13 protein-coding genes are annotated in these 16,276 nt (G+C 59.9%); 3 read left to right on the top strand and 10 right to left on the bottom strand.

Annotated features, from left to right (window positions below; all coding sequences use genetic code 11):
• Window positions 1-7: 7 nt before the first annotated feature.
• Window positions 8-724, bottom strand: a complete 717-nt coding sequence (locus tag J1G37_RS02725) for an ABC transporter permease (RefSeq protein ID WP_017737736.1) — start codon at window positions 722-724, stop codon at window positions 8-10.
• A 331-nt stretch (window positions 725-1,055) separates the two neighbouring features.
• Between J1G37_RS02725 and J1G37_RS02720 the strand changes: the two genes are divergently transcribed.
• The 3 genes from J1G37_RS02720 (at window position 1,056) to J1G37_RS02710 (ending at window position 3,471) form a co-directional block, all read left to right on the top strand.
• A complete protein-coding gene (locus tag J1G37_RS02720; RefSeq protein ID WP_207040092.1) occupies window positions 1,056-2,639 on the top strand; it encodes a peptide chain release factor 3 in 1,584 nt (527 codons plus the stop codon).
• Window positions 2,640-2,882: 243 nt separating this feature from the next.
• Window positions 2,883-3,128, top strand: coding sequence for a hypothetical protein (locus J1G37_RS02715; RefSeq protein WP_207040091.1), 246 nt, complete (start codon window positions 2,883-2,885; stop codon window positions 3,126-3,128).
• A gap of 97 nt (window positions 3,129-3,225) precedes the next feature.
• Window positions 3,226-3,471, top strand: coding sequence for a hypothetical protein (locus tag J1G37_RS02710; protein ID WP_124527501.1), 246 nt, complete (start codon window positions 3,226-3,228; stop codon window positions 3,469-3,471).
• Between the two features lie 113 nt (window positions 3,472-3,584).
• On the opposite strand, the gene J1G37_RS02705 is transcribed toward J1G37_RS02710, so the two are convergent.
• The 9 genes from J1G37_RS02705 to J1G37_RS02665 all read right to left on the bottom strand — a co-directional run bounded on the left by J1G37_RS02705 (window position 3,585) and on the right by J1G37_RS02665 (window position 16,205).
• Window positions 3,585-4,556, bottom strand: coding sequence for a peptide ABC transporter ATP-binding protein (locus tag J1G37_RS02705; RefSeq protein ID WP_017138288.1), 972 nt, complete (start codon window positions 4,554-4,556; stop codon window positions 3,585-3,587).
• Window positions 4,556-5,524: an ABC transporter ATP-binding protein gene (locus J1G37_RS02700; protein ID WP_017739469.1), complete on the bottom strand. Its 969-nt coding sequence runs from the start codon at window positions 5,522-5,524 to the stop codon at window positions 4,556-4,558. Before J1G37_RS02700 ends, J1G37_RS02705 begins: the two co-directional genes overlap by 1 nt.
• A 10-nt stretch (window positions 5,525-5,534) precedes the next feature.
• Window positions 5,535-6,446, bottom strand: coding sequence for an ABC transporter permease subunit (locus J1G37_RS02695; protein WP_026137147.1), 912 nt, complete (start codon window positions 6,444-6,446; stop codon window positions 5,535-5,537).
• Between the two features lie 10 nt (window positions 6,447-6,456).
• A complete protein-coding gene (locus J1G37_RS02690) occupies window positions 6,457-7,467 on the bottom strand; it encodes an ABC transporter permease subunit (protein WP_003171721.1) in 1,011 nt (336 codons plus the stop codon).
• A 76-nt stretch (window positions 7,468-7,543) separates the two neighbouring features.
• The gene (locus tag J1G37_RS02685) at window positions 7,544-9,142 is read right to left on the bottom strand and encodes an ABC transporter substrate-binding protein (RefSeq protein WP_207040090.1); all 1,599 of its coding nucleotides are present in this window, start codon (window positions 9,140-9,142) and stop codon (window positions 7,544-7,546) included.
• Window positions 9,143-9,222: 80 nt separating this feature from the next.
• Entirely contained in the window at window positions 9,223-10,638 is a 1,416-nt protein-coding gene (locus J1G37_RS02680) for an OprD family outer membrane porin (RefSeq protein WP_207040089.1), read from the bottom strand.
• Between the two features lie 170 nt (window positions 10,639-10,808).
• Window positions 10,809-12,413: an ABC transporter substrate-binding protein gene (locus tag J1G37_RS02675; RefSeq protein WP_207040088.1), complete on the bottom strand. Its 1,605-nt coding sequence runs from the start codon at window positions 12,411-12,413 to the stop codon at window positions 10,809-10,811.
• Between the two features lie 303 nt (window positions 12,414-12,716).
• Complete coding sequence (locus J1G37_RS02670) at window positions 12,717-14,345, bottom strand: ABC transporter substrate-binding protein (RefSeq protein ID WP_207040087.1); 1,629 nt, start codon at window positions 14,343-14,345, stop codon at window positions 12,717-12,719.
• A gap of 258 nt (window positions 14,346-14,603) precedes the next feature.
• Window positions 14,604-16,205 (bottom strand): ABC transporter substrate-binding protein, encoded by a 1,602-nt coding sequence (locus tag J1G37_RS02665; RefSeq protein WP_207040086.1) that lies wholly within the window; start codon window positions 16,203-16,205, stop codon window positions 14,604-14,606.
• Between the last annotated feature and the right edge of the window lie 71 nt (window positions 16,206-16,276).

The raw sequence follows: 16,276 nt of genomic DNA, 5'->3' as shown, positions 1-16,276 counted from the left end.
CGGTTCCTTAAGACGCACGCAACCCGCGTTCCAGCCAGAGGCGGCTGGCCAGGGTCACCAGACCGTCAAGCAGCAAGGCCAGCAACGCGGTGCACGCGGCGCCGAGCAGCAATTGCGGCTGGTTGTTCAGGGCGATGCCCGGGAAGATCAGGCTGCCCAGGCTGTTGGCGCCAATCAGGAACGCCAGCGGCGCGGTACCGACGTTGATCGCCAGGGCCACGCGCACGCCACCGATGATGATCGGCACGGCGTTGGGCAATTCCACGCGCAGCAGAATCTGGCGTGGCGTCATGCCGATGCCGGTGGCGGCTTCTTTCAGGGAACCCTGGACGTTTTTCAGGCCTTCGTAGGTGTTGCGCACGATGGGCAGGAGGGAGGCGAGGAACAGCGCGAAGATCGCCGGGCCGCTGCCGATGCCGAGGACGCCGAGGGCGATGGCCAGTACGGCCAGGGGAGGGACGGTGTTGCCGATGTTGAAGATCTGCATGAAGCGTTCTGCGCGCCCGACCATGTGCGGTCGGCTGAGCAGGATACCGGCGGGGATGCCCACAACAAGGGCGGCCAGCATGGAGACTAGAACGAGGATCAGGTGTGCTTGCAGGTAAAACAACAAATCGTCGCGGTACAGTTCGATCGTGTTGATGCCGATCCAGTGGACCAGCAGGGCCAGGAGGGCGACGACAACCGCTCCTCCTATCAGCCCTTTGCCATAGCGAATAGCCACAGGCGGACTCCTTTTTTCTTTTGTCGGCGAACACATTTCCGAGCGGCAATGCCATTCCTGGCTGTCGGCGAATGAGTTCGCGAAAAGCAGCTTGGTCATGTCGGTAAGACGGCATGAGATCAAGCCATGAGCGCAGCCTCGTCAGGCTAACTTGCTGATTTATCAGCCCCTGTTCCGAGTGCGGTAGCAGGGGAGTGGACGTCTCGACCTTTTAAAAGGTTCCATACTTGGCAGCATTTAGCCACCCCCAATCGGGTGAACGGTGGTCCGGCGCCCGGGGTTTGCGCTATACTCGCCGCCCTTTTTTGACTCACCTGCCAGGCGATTTCCCATGACCCACCAGGCCGCCGAAGTCGCGAAACGCCGCACTTTCGCCATTATTTCCCACCCCGATGCCGGTAAAACCACCATCACCGAGAAACTCTTGCTGATGGGCAAGGCAATCGCTGTGGCCGGCACGGTGAAATCCCGCAAATCCGACCGCCATGCCACCTCCGACTGGATGGAAATGGAAAAGCAACGGGGTATTTCCATTACCACGTCGGTCATGCAGTTCCCGTATCGCGACCACATGGTCAACCTGCTCGACACCCCGGGCCACGAAGACTTCTCCGAAGATACCTACCGCACCCTGACGGCGGTGGACTCGGCGCTGATGGTCCTCGACGGCGGTAAAGGCGTCGAGCCACGCACCATCGCCCTGATGGACGTGTGCCGTCTGCGTGACACGCCTATCGTCAGCTTCATCAACAAACTCGACCGCGACATCCGCGACCCGATCGAGCTGTTGGATGAAATCGAAGCCGTCCTGAAGATCAAGGCCGCGCCGATCACCTGGCCGATTGGTTGCTACCGCGACTTCAAGGGCGTGTACCACCTGGCCGACGACTACATCATTGTCTACACCGCCGGCCACGGTCACGAGCGCACCGAAACCAAGATCATCGAGAAGCTCGACTCGGACGAAGCCCGCGCCCACCTGGGTGACGAGTACGACCGCTTCGTCGACCAACTGGAACTGGTGCAGGGCGCCTGCCACGCGTTCAACCAGCAGGAGTTCCTCGACGGCCAACTGACCCCGGTGTTCTTCGGTACTGCGTTGGGCAACTTCGGTGTCGACCACGTACTCGACGCCGTTGTGGATTGGGCGCCGAAGCCGTTGGCCCGTGTCGCCAACGAGCGCACCGTGGAGCCAGTGGAAGAGAAATTCACCGGCTTCGTGTTCAAGATCCAGGCGAACATGGACCCGAAACACCGCGACCGTATCGCCTTTATGCGTATCTGCTCCGGCAAATACGAAAAAGGCATGAAGATGCGCCACGTGCGCACCGGCAAGGACGTACGCATCGGCGACGCCCTGACGTTCTTCTCCTCCGAGCGTGAACAGTTGGAAGAAGCCTACGCCGGCGACATCATCGGCCTGCACAACCACGGCACCATCCAGATCGGTGACACCTTCACCGAAGGCGAAGCGCTGGGCTTCACCGGTATCCCGCACTTCGCCCCGGAACTGTTCCGCCGCGTACGTCTGCGTGATCCGCTCAAATCCAAGCAACTGCGCCAAGGCTTGCAGCAACTCGCGGAAGAGGGCGCCACCCAGGTGTTCTTCCCGGAGCGCAGCAACGACATCATCCTCGGCGCCGTCGGTGTGCTGCAGTTCGATGTAGTGGCCAGCCGCTTGAAAGAGGAATACAAGGTCGAATGCTCCTACGAGCCCATCACCGTGTACTCCGCGCGCTGGATCGATTGCAGCGATAAGAAGAAGTTGGAAGAGTTCTCCAACAAGGCCGTTGAAAACCTCGCGGTGGACGGCGGTGGTCACCTGACCTACCTGGCGCCGACCCGGGTGAACCTGGCGCTGATGGAAGAGCGCTGGCCGGATGTGAAATTCCGTGCGACCCGCGAGCACCACTAAGGGCTGAGCGGTAAAAAAAGGGTGAAGCTGTCATGGCTTCACCCTTTTTTTATGCCCAACAAAAATCAAAACTGTGGGAGCTGGCTTGCCTGCGATGGCGGTGTATCAGTCGCCAATGTGCACGCTGACCCACCGCCATCGCAGGCAAGCCAGCTCCCACAGTTTGATCATCACAAGGCTTGGGATTGGCGAGAACCGTATATCGGGTCTAATTTTTACCCACCGACCGTAAAGGAGACCGCTGTGTTTAGTATTCAACGCGTTATCCATCTGGTTCTACTCGCAGGCCTGGCGCTATCCACCGCCGCCGCCCTGGCCGGCGCCGGCACACCCCAGTGGAAAGACACCGGCCCCGTCACCAAGCGCAAGCAGCAGGAGGTCAACTCCGGCAGCTGGCAGCCCCAGGCCCAACCCGCGCCCAAGGAAGACGCCGAAAACCCCTACAACGAAGGGGAAGACAGCGAAACCTACGACGACGGCGACACCTGACGGGCGAGTGGCGCAAACCCTGGATCGGAACTAGCTTGATTGTGAGCACCGGCCGAACGCCGGGGCGCATAGTTCACTGACTGGACGGAAACCGACCATGACTATCTTTCAACGTGTAGTGCTGTTGCTGAAAGTGTTGGTGCTGTTAACGCTGGGTACCACCACCGCATGGGCCAATAGCGCCGTGCAAAGCCAGGCGCCTGGGTTTGTGGCGGCGAAGAGCTTGCTTCTGGCCAAGAGCGAATCAGAAGCCGGTGACAAAGACCAAGGCGGCTCCGCGGATGACGACGACCAGCAAGCCCCACCGGAAGACGATGACAGCGAAGGTGACAGCGATACTTGAGTCGAGGCGAAAAAAAGCCCCACCTGCCGGACTGATGCGCAATCCGACGAGTGGGGCGGTAGAACTCTTGTAATGCCCTGGGCTTGATCGCCCAGGGCATTTTTGTTGCGTGATTACGCCACGAACTGCTCCGCGTAGTGGCAAGCCACCTGACGGTTATCCAAGGCACGCAGTTGCGGCTCCTCGCTACTGCACCGCGCCGTCGCATACGGGCAGCGCTTGTGGAAGGCGCAGCCAGGCGGCGGATTCAGCGGGTTGGGCAGTTCGCCGACGATCTTGATCTTCGGCTTGTTCGGGTCCGGGTGGATGGTCGGGGTGGCCGACAGCAGCGCCTGGGTGTACGGGTGCAGCGGGCGCGCGTAGATGTCTTCCTTGGGGCCGACTTCCACCGGACGGCCGAGGTACATCACCATCACGTCATCGGCGACGTGTTGCACCACCGCGAGGTTGTGGGAAATGAACACGTAGGCGGTGTTGAATTCCTGCTGCAAATCCATGAACAGGTTGAGCACCTGGGCCTGGATCGACACGTCCAGCGCCGAAGTCGGCTCATCCGCCACCAGCACTTTCGGTTGCAGCATCATCGCCCGGGCCAACGCGATGCGCTGGCGCTGACCACCGGAGAACATGTGCGGGTAGCGCTGATAATGCTCGGGGCGCAGGCCCACTTGCTTCATCATCGCCTGCACTTTCTCGCGACGTTCGGCGGCGGACAGGTTGGTGTTGATCAACAACGGCTCACCGAGTTGATCGCCGACTTTCTGCCGAGGGTTCAACGAGGCGTACGGGCTCTGGAACACCATCTGCACGTCTTTGCGCAACTGCTTGCGCTGTGCCTTGTCGGCGCCGGCGACTTCCTGGCCGGCGATTTTCAGCGAACCGGAAGACGGCTCTTCAATCAGCGTGAGTGCGCGGGCCAGGGTGGATTTGCCGCAACCCGACTCGCCTACAACGGCGAGGGTCTTGCCGGCTTCCAGCTCGAAGGACACGCCATTGAGTGCGCGTACCAGCGCATGGCCCTTGAACAGGCCACGGGACACTTCGTAGTGACGGGTCAGGTCGCGGGCGGTAAGAACGACGGCCATTACGCCACCTCCTGGTTCAAGGGGTAGAAGCAGCGCGCGAGGCTGTTGGTTTTTGGATCAAGCCCCGGACGCTGGGCACGGCAGGATTCCTGCACATACGGGCAACGTGGCGACAGCAGGCAACCCTGCGGGCGGTCATAACGACCCGGAACGATACCTGGCAGCGTGGCCAGGCGCGTGGCGCCCAGGCTGTGCTCGGGAATCGCCTTGAGCAGCGCTTCGCTGTACGGGTGCGCCGGGATGTCGAACAACTGCGGCACCTGGCCGACTTCCACGGCTTGGCCGGCGTACATCACACACACGCGCTGGGCGGTTTCAGCCACGACCGCGAGGTCGTGGGTGATCAGCACCAGGCCCATGTTCTGCTCTTTTTGCAGGGCCAGCAGCAGTTCCATGATCTGCGCCTGGATGGTCACGTCCAACGCGGTGGTCGGTTCATCGGCGATCAGCAGTTTCGGCTCGCCGGCAATTGCCATGGCGATGGCCACGCGCTGGCTCATACCGCCGGACAGTTGGTGCGGGTAGGCATCCATACGGCTGGCAGCGCCGGGGATTTCCACCTTTTCCAACAGTTCGATGGCGCGCTTGCGCGCTTGCTTGCCGGACATTTTCAAGTGCAGGCGCAGCACTTCTTCAATCTGGAAACCCACGGTGTAGCTGGGGTTCAGTGCGGTCATCGGGTCCTGGAACACCATCGCCAGGTCTTTGCCGACGATCTGGCGGCGCTGGCGGTTGCTCAGCTTGAGCATGTCCTTGCCGTCGAAGTTCAGGGCGTCGGCGGTGACGATGCCGGGGTGCTCGATCAGGCCCATCAGCGCCATCATGGTCACGGATTTACCCGAGCCCGACTCGCCAACGATCGCCAGGACTTCGCCTTTGTCGACGCTGATGTCGAGGCCATCGACCACCGGCACGGCGGTCTTGTCGCCGAAGCGTACGTTGAGATTCTTGATTTCTAACAGTGACATGGGAATCTCCTCAGGCGGCGTTCTTGAGTTTCGGGTCCAGCGCATCGCGCAGGCCGTCACCCATCAAGTTGATTGCCAGCACGCTGAGCAAAATGGTCAAACCAGGCAAGCTCACCACCCACCAGGCGCGTTCGATGTAGTCACGGGCCGAAGCCAGCATGGTGCCCCACTCCGGCGTCGGCGGTTGAACGCCCAGGCCGAGGAAGCCCAGGGCTGCGGCGTCGAGGATCGCCGACGAGAAGCTCAGGGTGGCCTGCACGATCAGCGGTGCCATGCAGTTGGGCAGCACGGTGATGAACATCAGGCGTGGCAGGCCGGCGCCGGCGAGGCGGGCGGCGGTCACGTAGTCACGGTTCAGTTCGCCCATCACGGCGGCGCGGGTCAGGCGCACATAGGACGGCAGCGACACAATGGCAATGGCAATCACGGTGTTGATCAGGCCAGGGCCGAGGATCGCGACAATGGCTACGGCCAGCAGCAGCGACGGCAGGGCCAGCATGATGTCCATCAGGCGCATGATGGTCGGGCCAAGCAAACGCGGGAAGAACCCGGCGAACAGGCCCAGCAGGATGCCCGGAATCAGCGACATCACCACCGATGACAAACCGATCAGCAACGACAGGCGCGAACCCTGGATCAGGCGCGAGAGCAGGTCACGGCCCAGTTCGTCGGTGCCCAGCAGGAACTGGATCTGCCCACCTTCCAGCCAGGCTGGCGGGGTGAGCAGGAAGTCGCGGTATTGCTCGCTGGGGTTATGCGGCGCCACCCAAGGGGCGAAGAGCGCGCAGAACACGATCAGCAGCATGAAGGCCAGGCCGGCCACCGCGCCTTTGTTCTTGGAAAAGGCTTGCCAGAATTCTTTGTACGGGGACGGATACAGCAGGCTTTGATCGACTGCTGACACGGGAGTAGGTGTGGTCATGGTCATGATCTCAGCGCTGGTGACGGATGCGTGGATTGGCGAAGCCGTAGAGGATATCCACCACGAAGTTCACCAGGATCACCAGGCAGGCGATCAACAGGATGCCGTTTTGCACCACCGGGTAGTCCCGTGCGCCAATGGCTTCGATCAGCCATTTGCCGATGCCGGGCCACGAGAAGATGGTTTCGGTCAGGACCGCACCGGCCAGCAGCGTGCCGACTTGCAGGCCCACCACGGTAAGTACCGGGATCAACGCGTTGCGCAGGCCGTGGACGAATACCACGCGCGCTGGCGACAGGCCCTTGGCCTTGGCGGTACGGATGTAGTCTTCGCGCAGCACTTCGAGCATCGACGAACGGGTCATCCGTGCGATCACCGCCAGCGGAATGGTGCCGAGCACGATGGCCGGCAGGATCAGGTGGTGCAGCGCGTCCCAGAAGGCGTCCGGCTCGTCAGCCAGCAGGGTGTCGATCAGCATGAAGCCAGTGCGCGGCTCGATGTCGTAGAGCAGGTCGATACGCCCGGACACCGGGGTCCAGCCCAGGCTCACGGAGAAGAACATGATCAGGATCAGGCCCCACCAGAAGATCGGCATCGAATAACCCGCGAGGGAGATGCCCATCACCCCGTGGTCGAACAGCGATCCTCGTTTCAAGGCCGCGATCACCCCGGCCAGCAGGCCCAGGATACCGGCGAACAACAGGGCGGCCATGGACAGTTCCAGGGTCGCCGGGAAGAGGGCGGTGAACTCGGTCCACACGCTGGTGCGGGTACGCAAGGATTCGCCAAGGTCGCCCTGGGCGAGCTTGCCGACGTAGTCCAGGTATTGCGCATACAACGGCTTGTTCAGGCCAAGGCGTTCCATTGCCTGTGCGTGCATCTCGGGGTCGACGCGCCTTTCGCCCATCATGACTTCGACGGGGTCGCCAGGGATCATGCGAATCAACGCAAACGTGAGCAACGTGATGCCGAAGAACGTGGGGATCAATAACCCCAGTCGGCGGGCAATAAAACTAAACATCGTGTGGTGTACCTCAATCAGCCGGTTAGGCAGGTCCGGCACCACCCAGGTGGGCGGTGCCGAGCGTTTTTCTTATTTACTTCGCCTGGGTAGTGGCGAAGTTATTGGTGCCGAGAGGGCTAAGGGTGTAGCCCTCTACGTTTTTGCGCATGGCGGTGAACAGTTTCGGGTACGCCATGGGAAGCCATGGCTGGTCTTTTTCGAAAACGTCCTGTGCTTGTTCATAGAGCGCCGCGCGTGTTGCGGGTTCCTTGGCGGCACGGGCCTTGTCGATCAAGTCCTGAAACTCCTTGTTACACCAGCGCGCGTAGTTTTCGCCGTTTTTCGCTGCATCGCAACTCAGGTTCGGCGTGAGGAAGTTATCCGGGTCGCCGTTATCGCCCACCCAGCCGGCCGAGACCATGTCGTGCTCGCCACCTTTGGCGCGCTTGAGCATTTCGCCCCATTCCATGACTTTGATATTGATCTTCAGGCCAATCTGCGCAAGGTCAGCCTGCATGCGCTGGGCGCCCAACATTGGGTTGGGGTTGGTCGGCCCGCCGCCGTTACGGGTGAACAAGGTAAATTCGGTGCCTTCCGGTACGCCGGCTTCCTTGAGCAGGGCGCGGGCTTTGTCCAGGTCCCGTGGCGGGTTTTTCAGCTTGTCGTTGAAGCCCAGCAAGGTCGGCGGATACGGGCCGGTGCCCACTACTGCGTTGCCTTTGCCGAACAAAGCGTCGGTATAGCCGGCTTTGTCGAACGCGATGTTAATGGCGTGGCGTACCCGCGCGTCGCTCATGTACTTGTGGGTGGTGTTCATGGCGATGTAGCTGGTGGTCATCGCCGCCAACCCGTCGACCTTCAGGTTCGGGTCGGCTTGCATGCTCGCCACGTCATCCGGTTTTGGATACAGCGCGATCTGGCACTCGTTGGCCTTGAGCTTTTGCAGGCGCACGTTGTTGTCGGTGGTAATCGCCAGGATCAGCGGATCGGCCGGCGGCTTGCCACGGAAGTAGTCCGGGTTGGCCTTGTAACGCACCTGGGCGTCCTTGGCGTAGCGCGTGAACACAAACGGCCCGGTGCCGATCGGCTTGGCGTTCAGGTCATCGGTCTTGCCGGACTTGAGCAACTGGTCGGCGTATTCGGCGGAGTGGATCGAGGAAAACGCCATGCCCAGGTCGGCCAAAAACGGTGCTTCAGGACGGGTCAGGGTAAAGACGACGGTGTGATCGTCGGTTTTCTCTACGCTCTTGAGCAGTTCCTTGAAGCCCATGCTTTCGAAGTACGGGTAGCCCACGAGAGACTTTTTATGCCACGGATGGTTCGGGTCCAGCTGTCGCTGGAGGCTCCAAAGCACGTCGTCGGCATTCAGGTTGCGCGTGGGTTTGAAGTAGTCGGTGGTGTGGAACTTGATGTCATCACGCAGGTGGAAGGTGTAGGTCAGGCCATCTTCGCTGATTTCAGGCAGGGCCTTGGCCAGTGCCGGAACCACTTCGGTGGTGCCGGGCTTGAAGTCCACCAGGCGGTTGAACAGGGTTTCTGCTGCGGCGTCGGCGGTGACGGCCGTGGTGTACAGGACCGGATCGAAGCCTTCCGGGCTGGCTTCGGTGCAGACCACCAGCGGTTTGGCCGAGATGCCGACGGCCACGCTCAACAGCGCGGCAGCAATGGCGGCTTGTAGCGGGAGCATTTTCATTCGGAGCCCTCTGAAATCGATGGGACCAGACAAGCGTAGACGGCGGGCTCGTCCTGAGCCCGCCGTCTACCTGGCGCTAATTAAAGAATGTTGAACGGGATGGTGGTAACCAGACGGAATTCGTTCAGGTTGCCGTCAGACTGTTCGGCGGTAGCACGGTGAGCGACATAGGTCGCGCGGATAGTGGTGGCCTTCAATGGACCGCTCTGTACCGCGTAGGACGTGCCGATACCGTACTCGTAGTGGTGTTCGCCGTCCTGCGCCTGGACGCCGTCATAGCCTTTGCCTTCTACGCCACGGTTGCCGGTGTAGTGCGTACCGTCGATGCCCCAGCCGCGAGCCGAGTAGATGTTGAACTTCAGGCCTGGCACGCCGTATTCGGCCATGTTGATACCGTAGGCAACCTGGAAGGACTTCTCGTTCGGGCCGTTGAAGTCCGACGTCAGGGAGTTGGCCAGGTAGATACCGTTGGTTTCGTGCAGGTAGTCGAAGTACTCGTTACCGTTCACTTGCTGGTAGGAGAAGGTCAGGCTGTGAGCCTGGTGAGTCAGGCCCAGGGACAGGGAGAAGGTATCGTTGTCGATATCCCCCATCAGCTTTTTGCCTTCATCGACGGTTTTGTAGTAGTTGAAGCCGGTGGTCAGGCCCAGCACCGAGCTGTCGCCCAGCTCGTGGGTGGCGCCGAAGTAGTACTGGTTCCAGAAGTCTTTGACGTTCGCGCCGAAGAAGCTGGTTTTCAGGCTCTTGAACGGCTGGTAGTTGGCACCCAGGGTGTAGACCTTGTCGGTCTCGACGCCATCGGCGCCTTTGCTGTTGTACTCGCTGCGGAACTTCGACAGGCTCTGCTCGGTACGTGGCGAAACGCGGTCAAACACGCCGCCCTGGAACGACAGGTTGGTGAATTCTTCGCTGTTGAAGCTCACACCTTCAAAGCTCGACGGCAGGGCACGGTTGCCGATGGTGTCGACGATGCCGCTGCTGAAGTTCTGGCGACCCGCGGTCAGCGTGGTGTTGGACACGCGGAACTTGACGTTGGCCAGGCCCAGTTTGCTCCACTGGTCTACGGCGTCACCGTAGGAGTGGGCCAGGGTGCGGTTGGAGCCGCCGGCGATGTCGTCCCGGTTACGGATCAGTGAGATCACGTTGTAGGCCGCGACTTCGGTGCTCACGCCAACGGTGCCTTGGGTAAAGCCCGAGGTGTAGTTGAGGATGGTGCCCTGGTCCCAGTTGTAACGGCGGGAAACGCGGGTCTTGTTGATGTCGCCTTCGTTCTTGAAGTAGCCGATGCGCGTGTCGCGACGGAACATTTCGTTGGAGTACCAGTTACGCGTGGTGCCGCCCAGGCTTTGGCCGTCGATAAAGCCTTTGGCCTCGCTTTGGGCGCTGGTGCCGGCCAGGGTGGTAGGAACGAAGTCCTGGCTTTGGGTTTCAGCGTAGGCGGTTGCCGTGATGGTGCTGATGGCCAGGGCCAGAAGCGCTTTGCTGCTCAGTTTCATGGGTGAAGCTCCTTTGGTTCTCTTTTTTATGCCGGTCTTATTAGGTGATCCGGCTATTGGGTGTGTAACTCGTTCAAGCCTTTGCAAACGTTTGCCTTAAGGGAATTCCCGAAATAAGGCTGCACGTTTGCCGCAGAGCCAACTTCGCTCTGCGCCATCCGGTTATTTTTTTATGGGGTGATACTGACGCCCGAGAACACGTTGCGGCCGAAGGGGCTCACTTTGAAACCTTCGACTTTGGCGCTTAACGGCTGGTTGACCGTCGAGTGGGCGACCGGCGTGATCGGCACCTGCTGCTTGAGCAGTTGCTGCGCCTGCTTGTACAGAACAGTCCGTTGTTCGCGGTCGGTGACGACCTTGGCTTGCTTGATCAGCTTGTCGTACGCCGGGTCACACCACATGGAGTAGTTGTTCCCGCCGATGGCGTCGCAGCTATAGAGGGTGCCCAGCCAGTTGTCCGGGTCACCGTTGTCGCCAGTCCAGCCGATCAAGCTCACATCGTGCTCACCGTTCTTGGTGCGCTTGATGTATTCGCCCCACTCGTAGCTGACGATCTTCACTTTCAGGCCGATCTTGGCCCAATCGTTTTGCAGCATTTCTGCCATCAGCTTGGCGTTGGGGTTGTAGGGGCGTTGTACGGGCATCGCCCACAGGGTGATCTCGGTGCCTTCTTTCACGCCGGCAGCCTTGAGCAGTTCCTTGGCTTTTTCCGGGTTGTAGGCGGCGTCCTTGATGGTGTCGTCGTAGGACCACTGCGTCGGCGGCATGGCGTTGACCGCCAGTTGCCCGGCGCCCTGGTACACGGCGTTGAGGATGCTTTGCTTGTTCACCGCCATGTCCAGCGCCTGGCGCACTTCGAGCTGGTCGAAGGGCTTGTGGCGCACGTTGTAGGCGATATAGCCGAGGTTGAACCCCGGCTTGGTCAGCAGTTGCAGGTTCGGGTCGGCCTTGAGGGCGTCGACGTCGGCTGGGCGAGGGTGCAGGGTCACTTGGCATTCGCCGGCCTTGAGCTTTTGCACGCGCACCGAAGCGTCGGTGTTGATGGCGAAGATCAACTGGTCCAGCTTGACCTTGCTCGGGTCCCAGTACTGTTTGTTCGGTGCGTAGCGGATCTGCGAGTCTTTCTGGTAGCGCTGGAACACATACGGGCCAGTGCCGATCGGCTTCTGGTTGATGTCGCTGGGCTTTCCGCTCTTGAGCAATTGCTCGGCGTACTCGGCCGACAGGATCGCGGCGAAGCTCATGGCGATGTTTTGCACGAACGCGGCGTCTACCGTGTTCAAGGTCATCACCACGGTGTGCGGGTCGGTTTTCTCGACCTTGGCGATGTTCTTGTTCAGGCTCATCCCGTTGAAGTACGGAAACTCGGTGGGGTAGGCCTTGCGGAAGGGGTGCTCGGGGTCAAGCATACGGTTGAAGGTGAACAGCACGTCGTCGGCGTTGAAATCGCGCGTCGGCTTGAATTCCTTGTTGCTGTGGAACTTCACCCCTTCACGCAGGTGAAAGGTGTAGGTCAGGCCATCTGGCGAAATATCCCACTTGGTTGCCAGGGCAGGCACTACGTTGGTCTCGCCTTTTTCAAACTCGACCAGGCGGTTGTACAGCGGTTCGGCTGCATCGTTGTCGGTGGCGGTGGTGTATTGCGCGGTATCAAAACCAGCGGGGCTGCCTTCAGAGCAGAACACCAGGCTCTTTTTGTCGGCGGCTTGGCCCATCGTGGCCACAGCCAGCAGGCTGGTGGCAAATAGTGCGGATAGAACGGTGGTATGGCGCATGACGATCCCGATCCTTGTTTGTAGTTGTCGTCAGCGAGCAATCACCCGGTCTTTGAGGACCGGGATGCATCGCTGACCCCACACGGCAAGTGCCCTATCAGATTGAGGCTTCTGCGGCCCTGCGACGTTATGGGTCGCGGACTTCGCAGTAAATGCACGAAATCTGAATGTCGTCGTAGGTAACGGAGACGCAGGTCGAAGTTTGTTGCTGTAGGACGGCAACGTGTTCGGCTGTAGTCTGTTTCCTACGTCTTGGGCAGATGCAATAACGGCGACGTTATGAAACGTCGCCGCCAATGCCTCTTATTTGCCGCTTACGCTCACGCCGTAGAAGGAGTTCAAGCCAAACGGGCTGATCTTGAAGTCCTGCACGGTGTTGCGCATGGGTTGATACACCGTCGAGTGCGCGATAGGTGTCATCGGGACAGCATCTTTGAGGATATGTTGCGCCTGCTTGTACAGCTCGGTGCGTTTGGCGACATCCGAAGTAGCCTTGGCTTCTTTCACGGTGTCGTCGAATTTCTTGTCACACCATTTGGAGAAGTTGTTACCGGCCAGCGAATCGCAGCCGAACAGCACGTTCAGCCAGTTGTCCGGGTCACCATTGTCGCCGCTCCAGCCAATGATCATGGCCTGGTTCTCGCCGCCTTTGGAACGCTTGATGTACTCGCCCCACTCATAGCTGGTGATCTTGACTTTCAGGCCGATCTTGGACCAATCGTTCTGCAGCATCTCTGCCATCAGCTTGGCGTTCGGGTTGTACGGACGCTGAACCGGCATGGCCCACAGCACGATCTCGGTACCTTCCTTGACGCCGGCTTCCTTGAGCAACGCCTTGGCTTTTTCAGGGTCGTACTTGGCGTCCTTGATGGTGGTGTCGTAGGACCACTGGGTCGGCGGCATGGCGTTGACGGCCAGTTGGCCGGCGCCTTGGTAGACGGAGTCGATGATCTGCTGCTTGTTGACCGACATGTCCATCGCCTGGCGTACGCGCAGGTCCGCCAGTGGGTTTGGCTGGTCGCTGCCCTTGACCTTGTCCATCACGTTGTAGGCAACGTAGCCCAGGTTGAAACCGGCCTGGTGCGGCAATTTCAGGTCTTTGTCTTCGCCCAGCGCCTTGAGGTCGGCCGGACGTGGGAACAGGGTCACCTGGCATTCGTTTTTCTTCAGCTTCTGGATACGCACCGACGGGTCGGTGGTGATGGCGAAGATCAGGTTGTCGATCTTCACGTCCTCAGGTTTCCAGTAGTCCTTGTTGCCGGTGTAGCGAATGTTCGAGTCTTTCTGGTAGCTCTTGAACACGAACGGACCAGTGCCGACTGGCTTCTGGTTGATGTCCTGGGCCTTGCCTTCTTTCAACAGCTGGGCGGCGTATTCGGCCGACTGGATCGAGGCGAAGCTCATGGCCAGGTTCTGGATGAAAGCCGCGTCCACGGTGCCAAGGGTGAACTTGACGGTGTGGTCATCGACTTTTTCGATGTTCTTGATGTTGGTGTCCATCCCCATGTCCGTGAAGTACGGGAACTCGGTGGGGTAGGCTTTGCGGAACGGATCGTCCTTGTTGATCATGCGATTGAACGTGAACAGCACGTCATCGGCATTGAAGGTACGGGTCGGCTTGAAGTACGGGGTGGTGTGGAACTTGACGCCGTCGCGCAGTTTGAAGGTGTACGTCAGGCCATCCGCGGATACGTCCCAGCTGGTGGCCAGCCCAGGAATCACAGCGGTGCCGCCGCGCTCGAACTGGGTCAGACGGTTGAACATGGTTTCGGCCGAGGCATCGAAGTCTGTTCCGGTGGTGTACTGGCCTGGGTCGAAACCGGCCGGGCTCCCTTCGGAGCAGAACACCAGGTTAGTCGCCGCTTGGGCGAAAGGAGCTGCGGCCATAAGGCCAGCGCTAACAATTAACGGAATGACTGCGTGTTTAAGCATGTTGGCCTCATGATTTGTTGTCATTTTTGGTGGTGAGGGCGACCTCGTGAGCCGGCCTGCGGATACTTATGCAGGGGCCATACCCATTGCAAGATGCAGAACCGTTAGGAGGTTGAAACAGTGGTACGAACGTACAGGAATGTCGCAATTATGAAAGTTTCTACATAATTGAGTACATTTCGAGGGTTTTTTCGGTGCGTCGGGCGCACCAAAAGAGACCAACCGAGGCGTCTAGCGCACTCGGTTGGGGCGCTGCTGTTACTTATCTAGACTGACGCCATAGAAGGGCGTGAGGCCAAACGGGCTGATCTTGAAGTCGTGCACTTCTTTACGCAGGGGCTGGAAAACCGTCGAGTTCGCAATAGGCGTTATAGGTACTTGTTCCTTAAGGATTTTTTGTGCCTGCTGATACCACTTGATGCGTTGTTCACGGTCGCTGCTGACCTTGGCCTGCTGCACCAGTTTGTCGTAGTCAGGGTTACACCATTTGGCGTAGTTGCTGCCCTTCACCGCAGCACAACTGTAGAGCACGCCGAGCCAGTTATCCGGGTCGCCGTTGTCGCCGGTCCAACCGTAAATCATTGCGTCGTGCTCGCCATTTTTGGCGCGCTTGATGTATTCGCCCCACTCATAGCTGACGATGTTGGCCTTGATGCCGACTTTTTCCCAATCCTGTTGGATCATTTGTGCCGACATTCGCGCATTGGGATTGGACGCACGCTGGACCGTCATGGCCCACAGGTTGATGGTGGTGCCAGGGGCGACGCCTGCTTCTTTTAGTAGCGCCTTGGCCTTGGTGGGGTCGTAGGGTGCGTCTTTGATCGTCGGGTCATAAGACCACTGCGCTGGCGGCAAGGCGTTCTGCGCCAATTGCCCGGCACTCTGGTACACCGCCTTGATGATCGCGGGCTTGTCGATGGCCATGTCCAGGGCCTGGCGCACCTTGAGCTGATCCAGGGGCGGATGGGTCACGTTGTAGGCCAAAAAGCCCAGGTTGAAACCGGCCTGTTGCAGCACCCGCAGGTTGGGGTCCTGCTTCATCACCTCGATATCGGACGGGCGCGGGTAACCGCTGACCTGGCATTCGCCCGCCTTGAGTTTTTGCAGGCGCGACGCGGCGTCCGGGGTAATGGCGAACACCAGGTTGTCGAGTTTCACGTCCTCGGGTTTCCAATACTGTTTATTGGCCACGTAGCGAATCTGCGAATCCTTCTGGTAGCGCTTGAACACGAACGGCCCGGTGCCGACCGGTTTCTGGTTGATCTCTTTGGCCTTGCCCTGCTTGAGCAGTTGCGCGGCGTATTCGGCAGACTGCACCGAGGCGAAGCTCATGGCCAGGTTCTGCACGAACGACGCATCCACATTATTGAGGTTGAAGCGCACAGTGTGATCATCGAGCTTTTCAACGCCCTTGATCGTGGTGTTCAAGCCCATGTCGGTAAAGTACGGCGACTCGGAAGGGTAGGCCTTGCGGAACGGGCTGTCGGCATCCAGTAGGCGGTTGAAGGTGAACAGCACGTCATCCGCGTTGAAGTCGCGGGTCGGGGTGAAAAAATCGGTGGTGTGGAACTTGACGCCATCGCGCAGGTGGAAGGTATACGTCAGGCCATCCTTGGACACGTCCCAGCTTGTGGCCAGGCCGGGTTCCACTTCGGTGCCGCCGCGTTTGAACTGGGTCAGGCGGTTGAATACGGTTTCGGCCGAGGCGTCGAAATCGGTGCCGCTGGTGTACTGGCTAGGGTCGAAACCGGCGGGGCTGGCTTCGGAGCAGTAGACCAGGGTGCTGGCCGCTTGGGCCATTGGCATGCAGGCCAGCAGGCTGGCAGCGAGGAGGAGCGGCTTGAAGGTGATTCTTTCCATGGAGACCCCAGAGGTGGCAGTCAGAGACTGCGCAAATGAAAACGGCGGTACCGAGGTTACCGCCGTTCTAG

It is taken from the genome of Pseudomonas sp. Marseille-Q1929 (genome assembly GCF_017316265.1).
Lineage (GTDB): Bacteria > Pseudomonadota > Gammaproteobacteria > Pseudomonadales > Pseudomonadaceae > Aquipseudomonas.
Note: the sequence above shows the minus strand (reverse complement) of the source record. Positions and strands in the feature narration are given on the sequence as shown.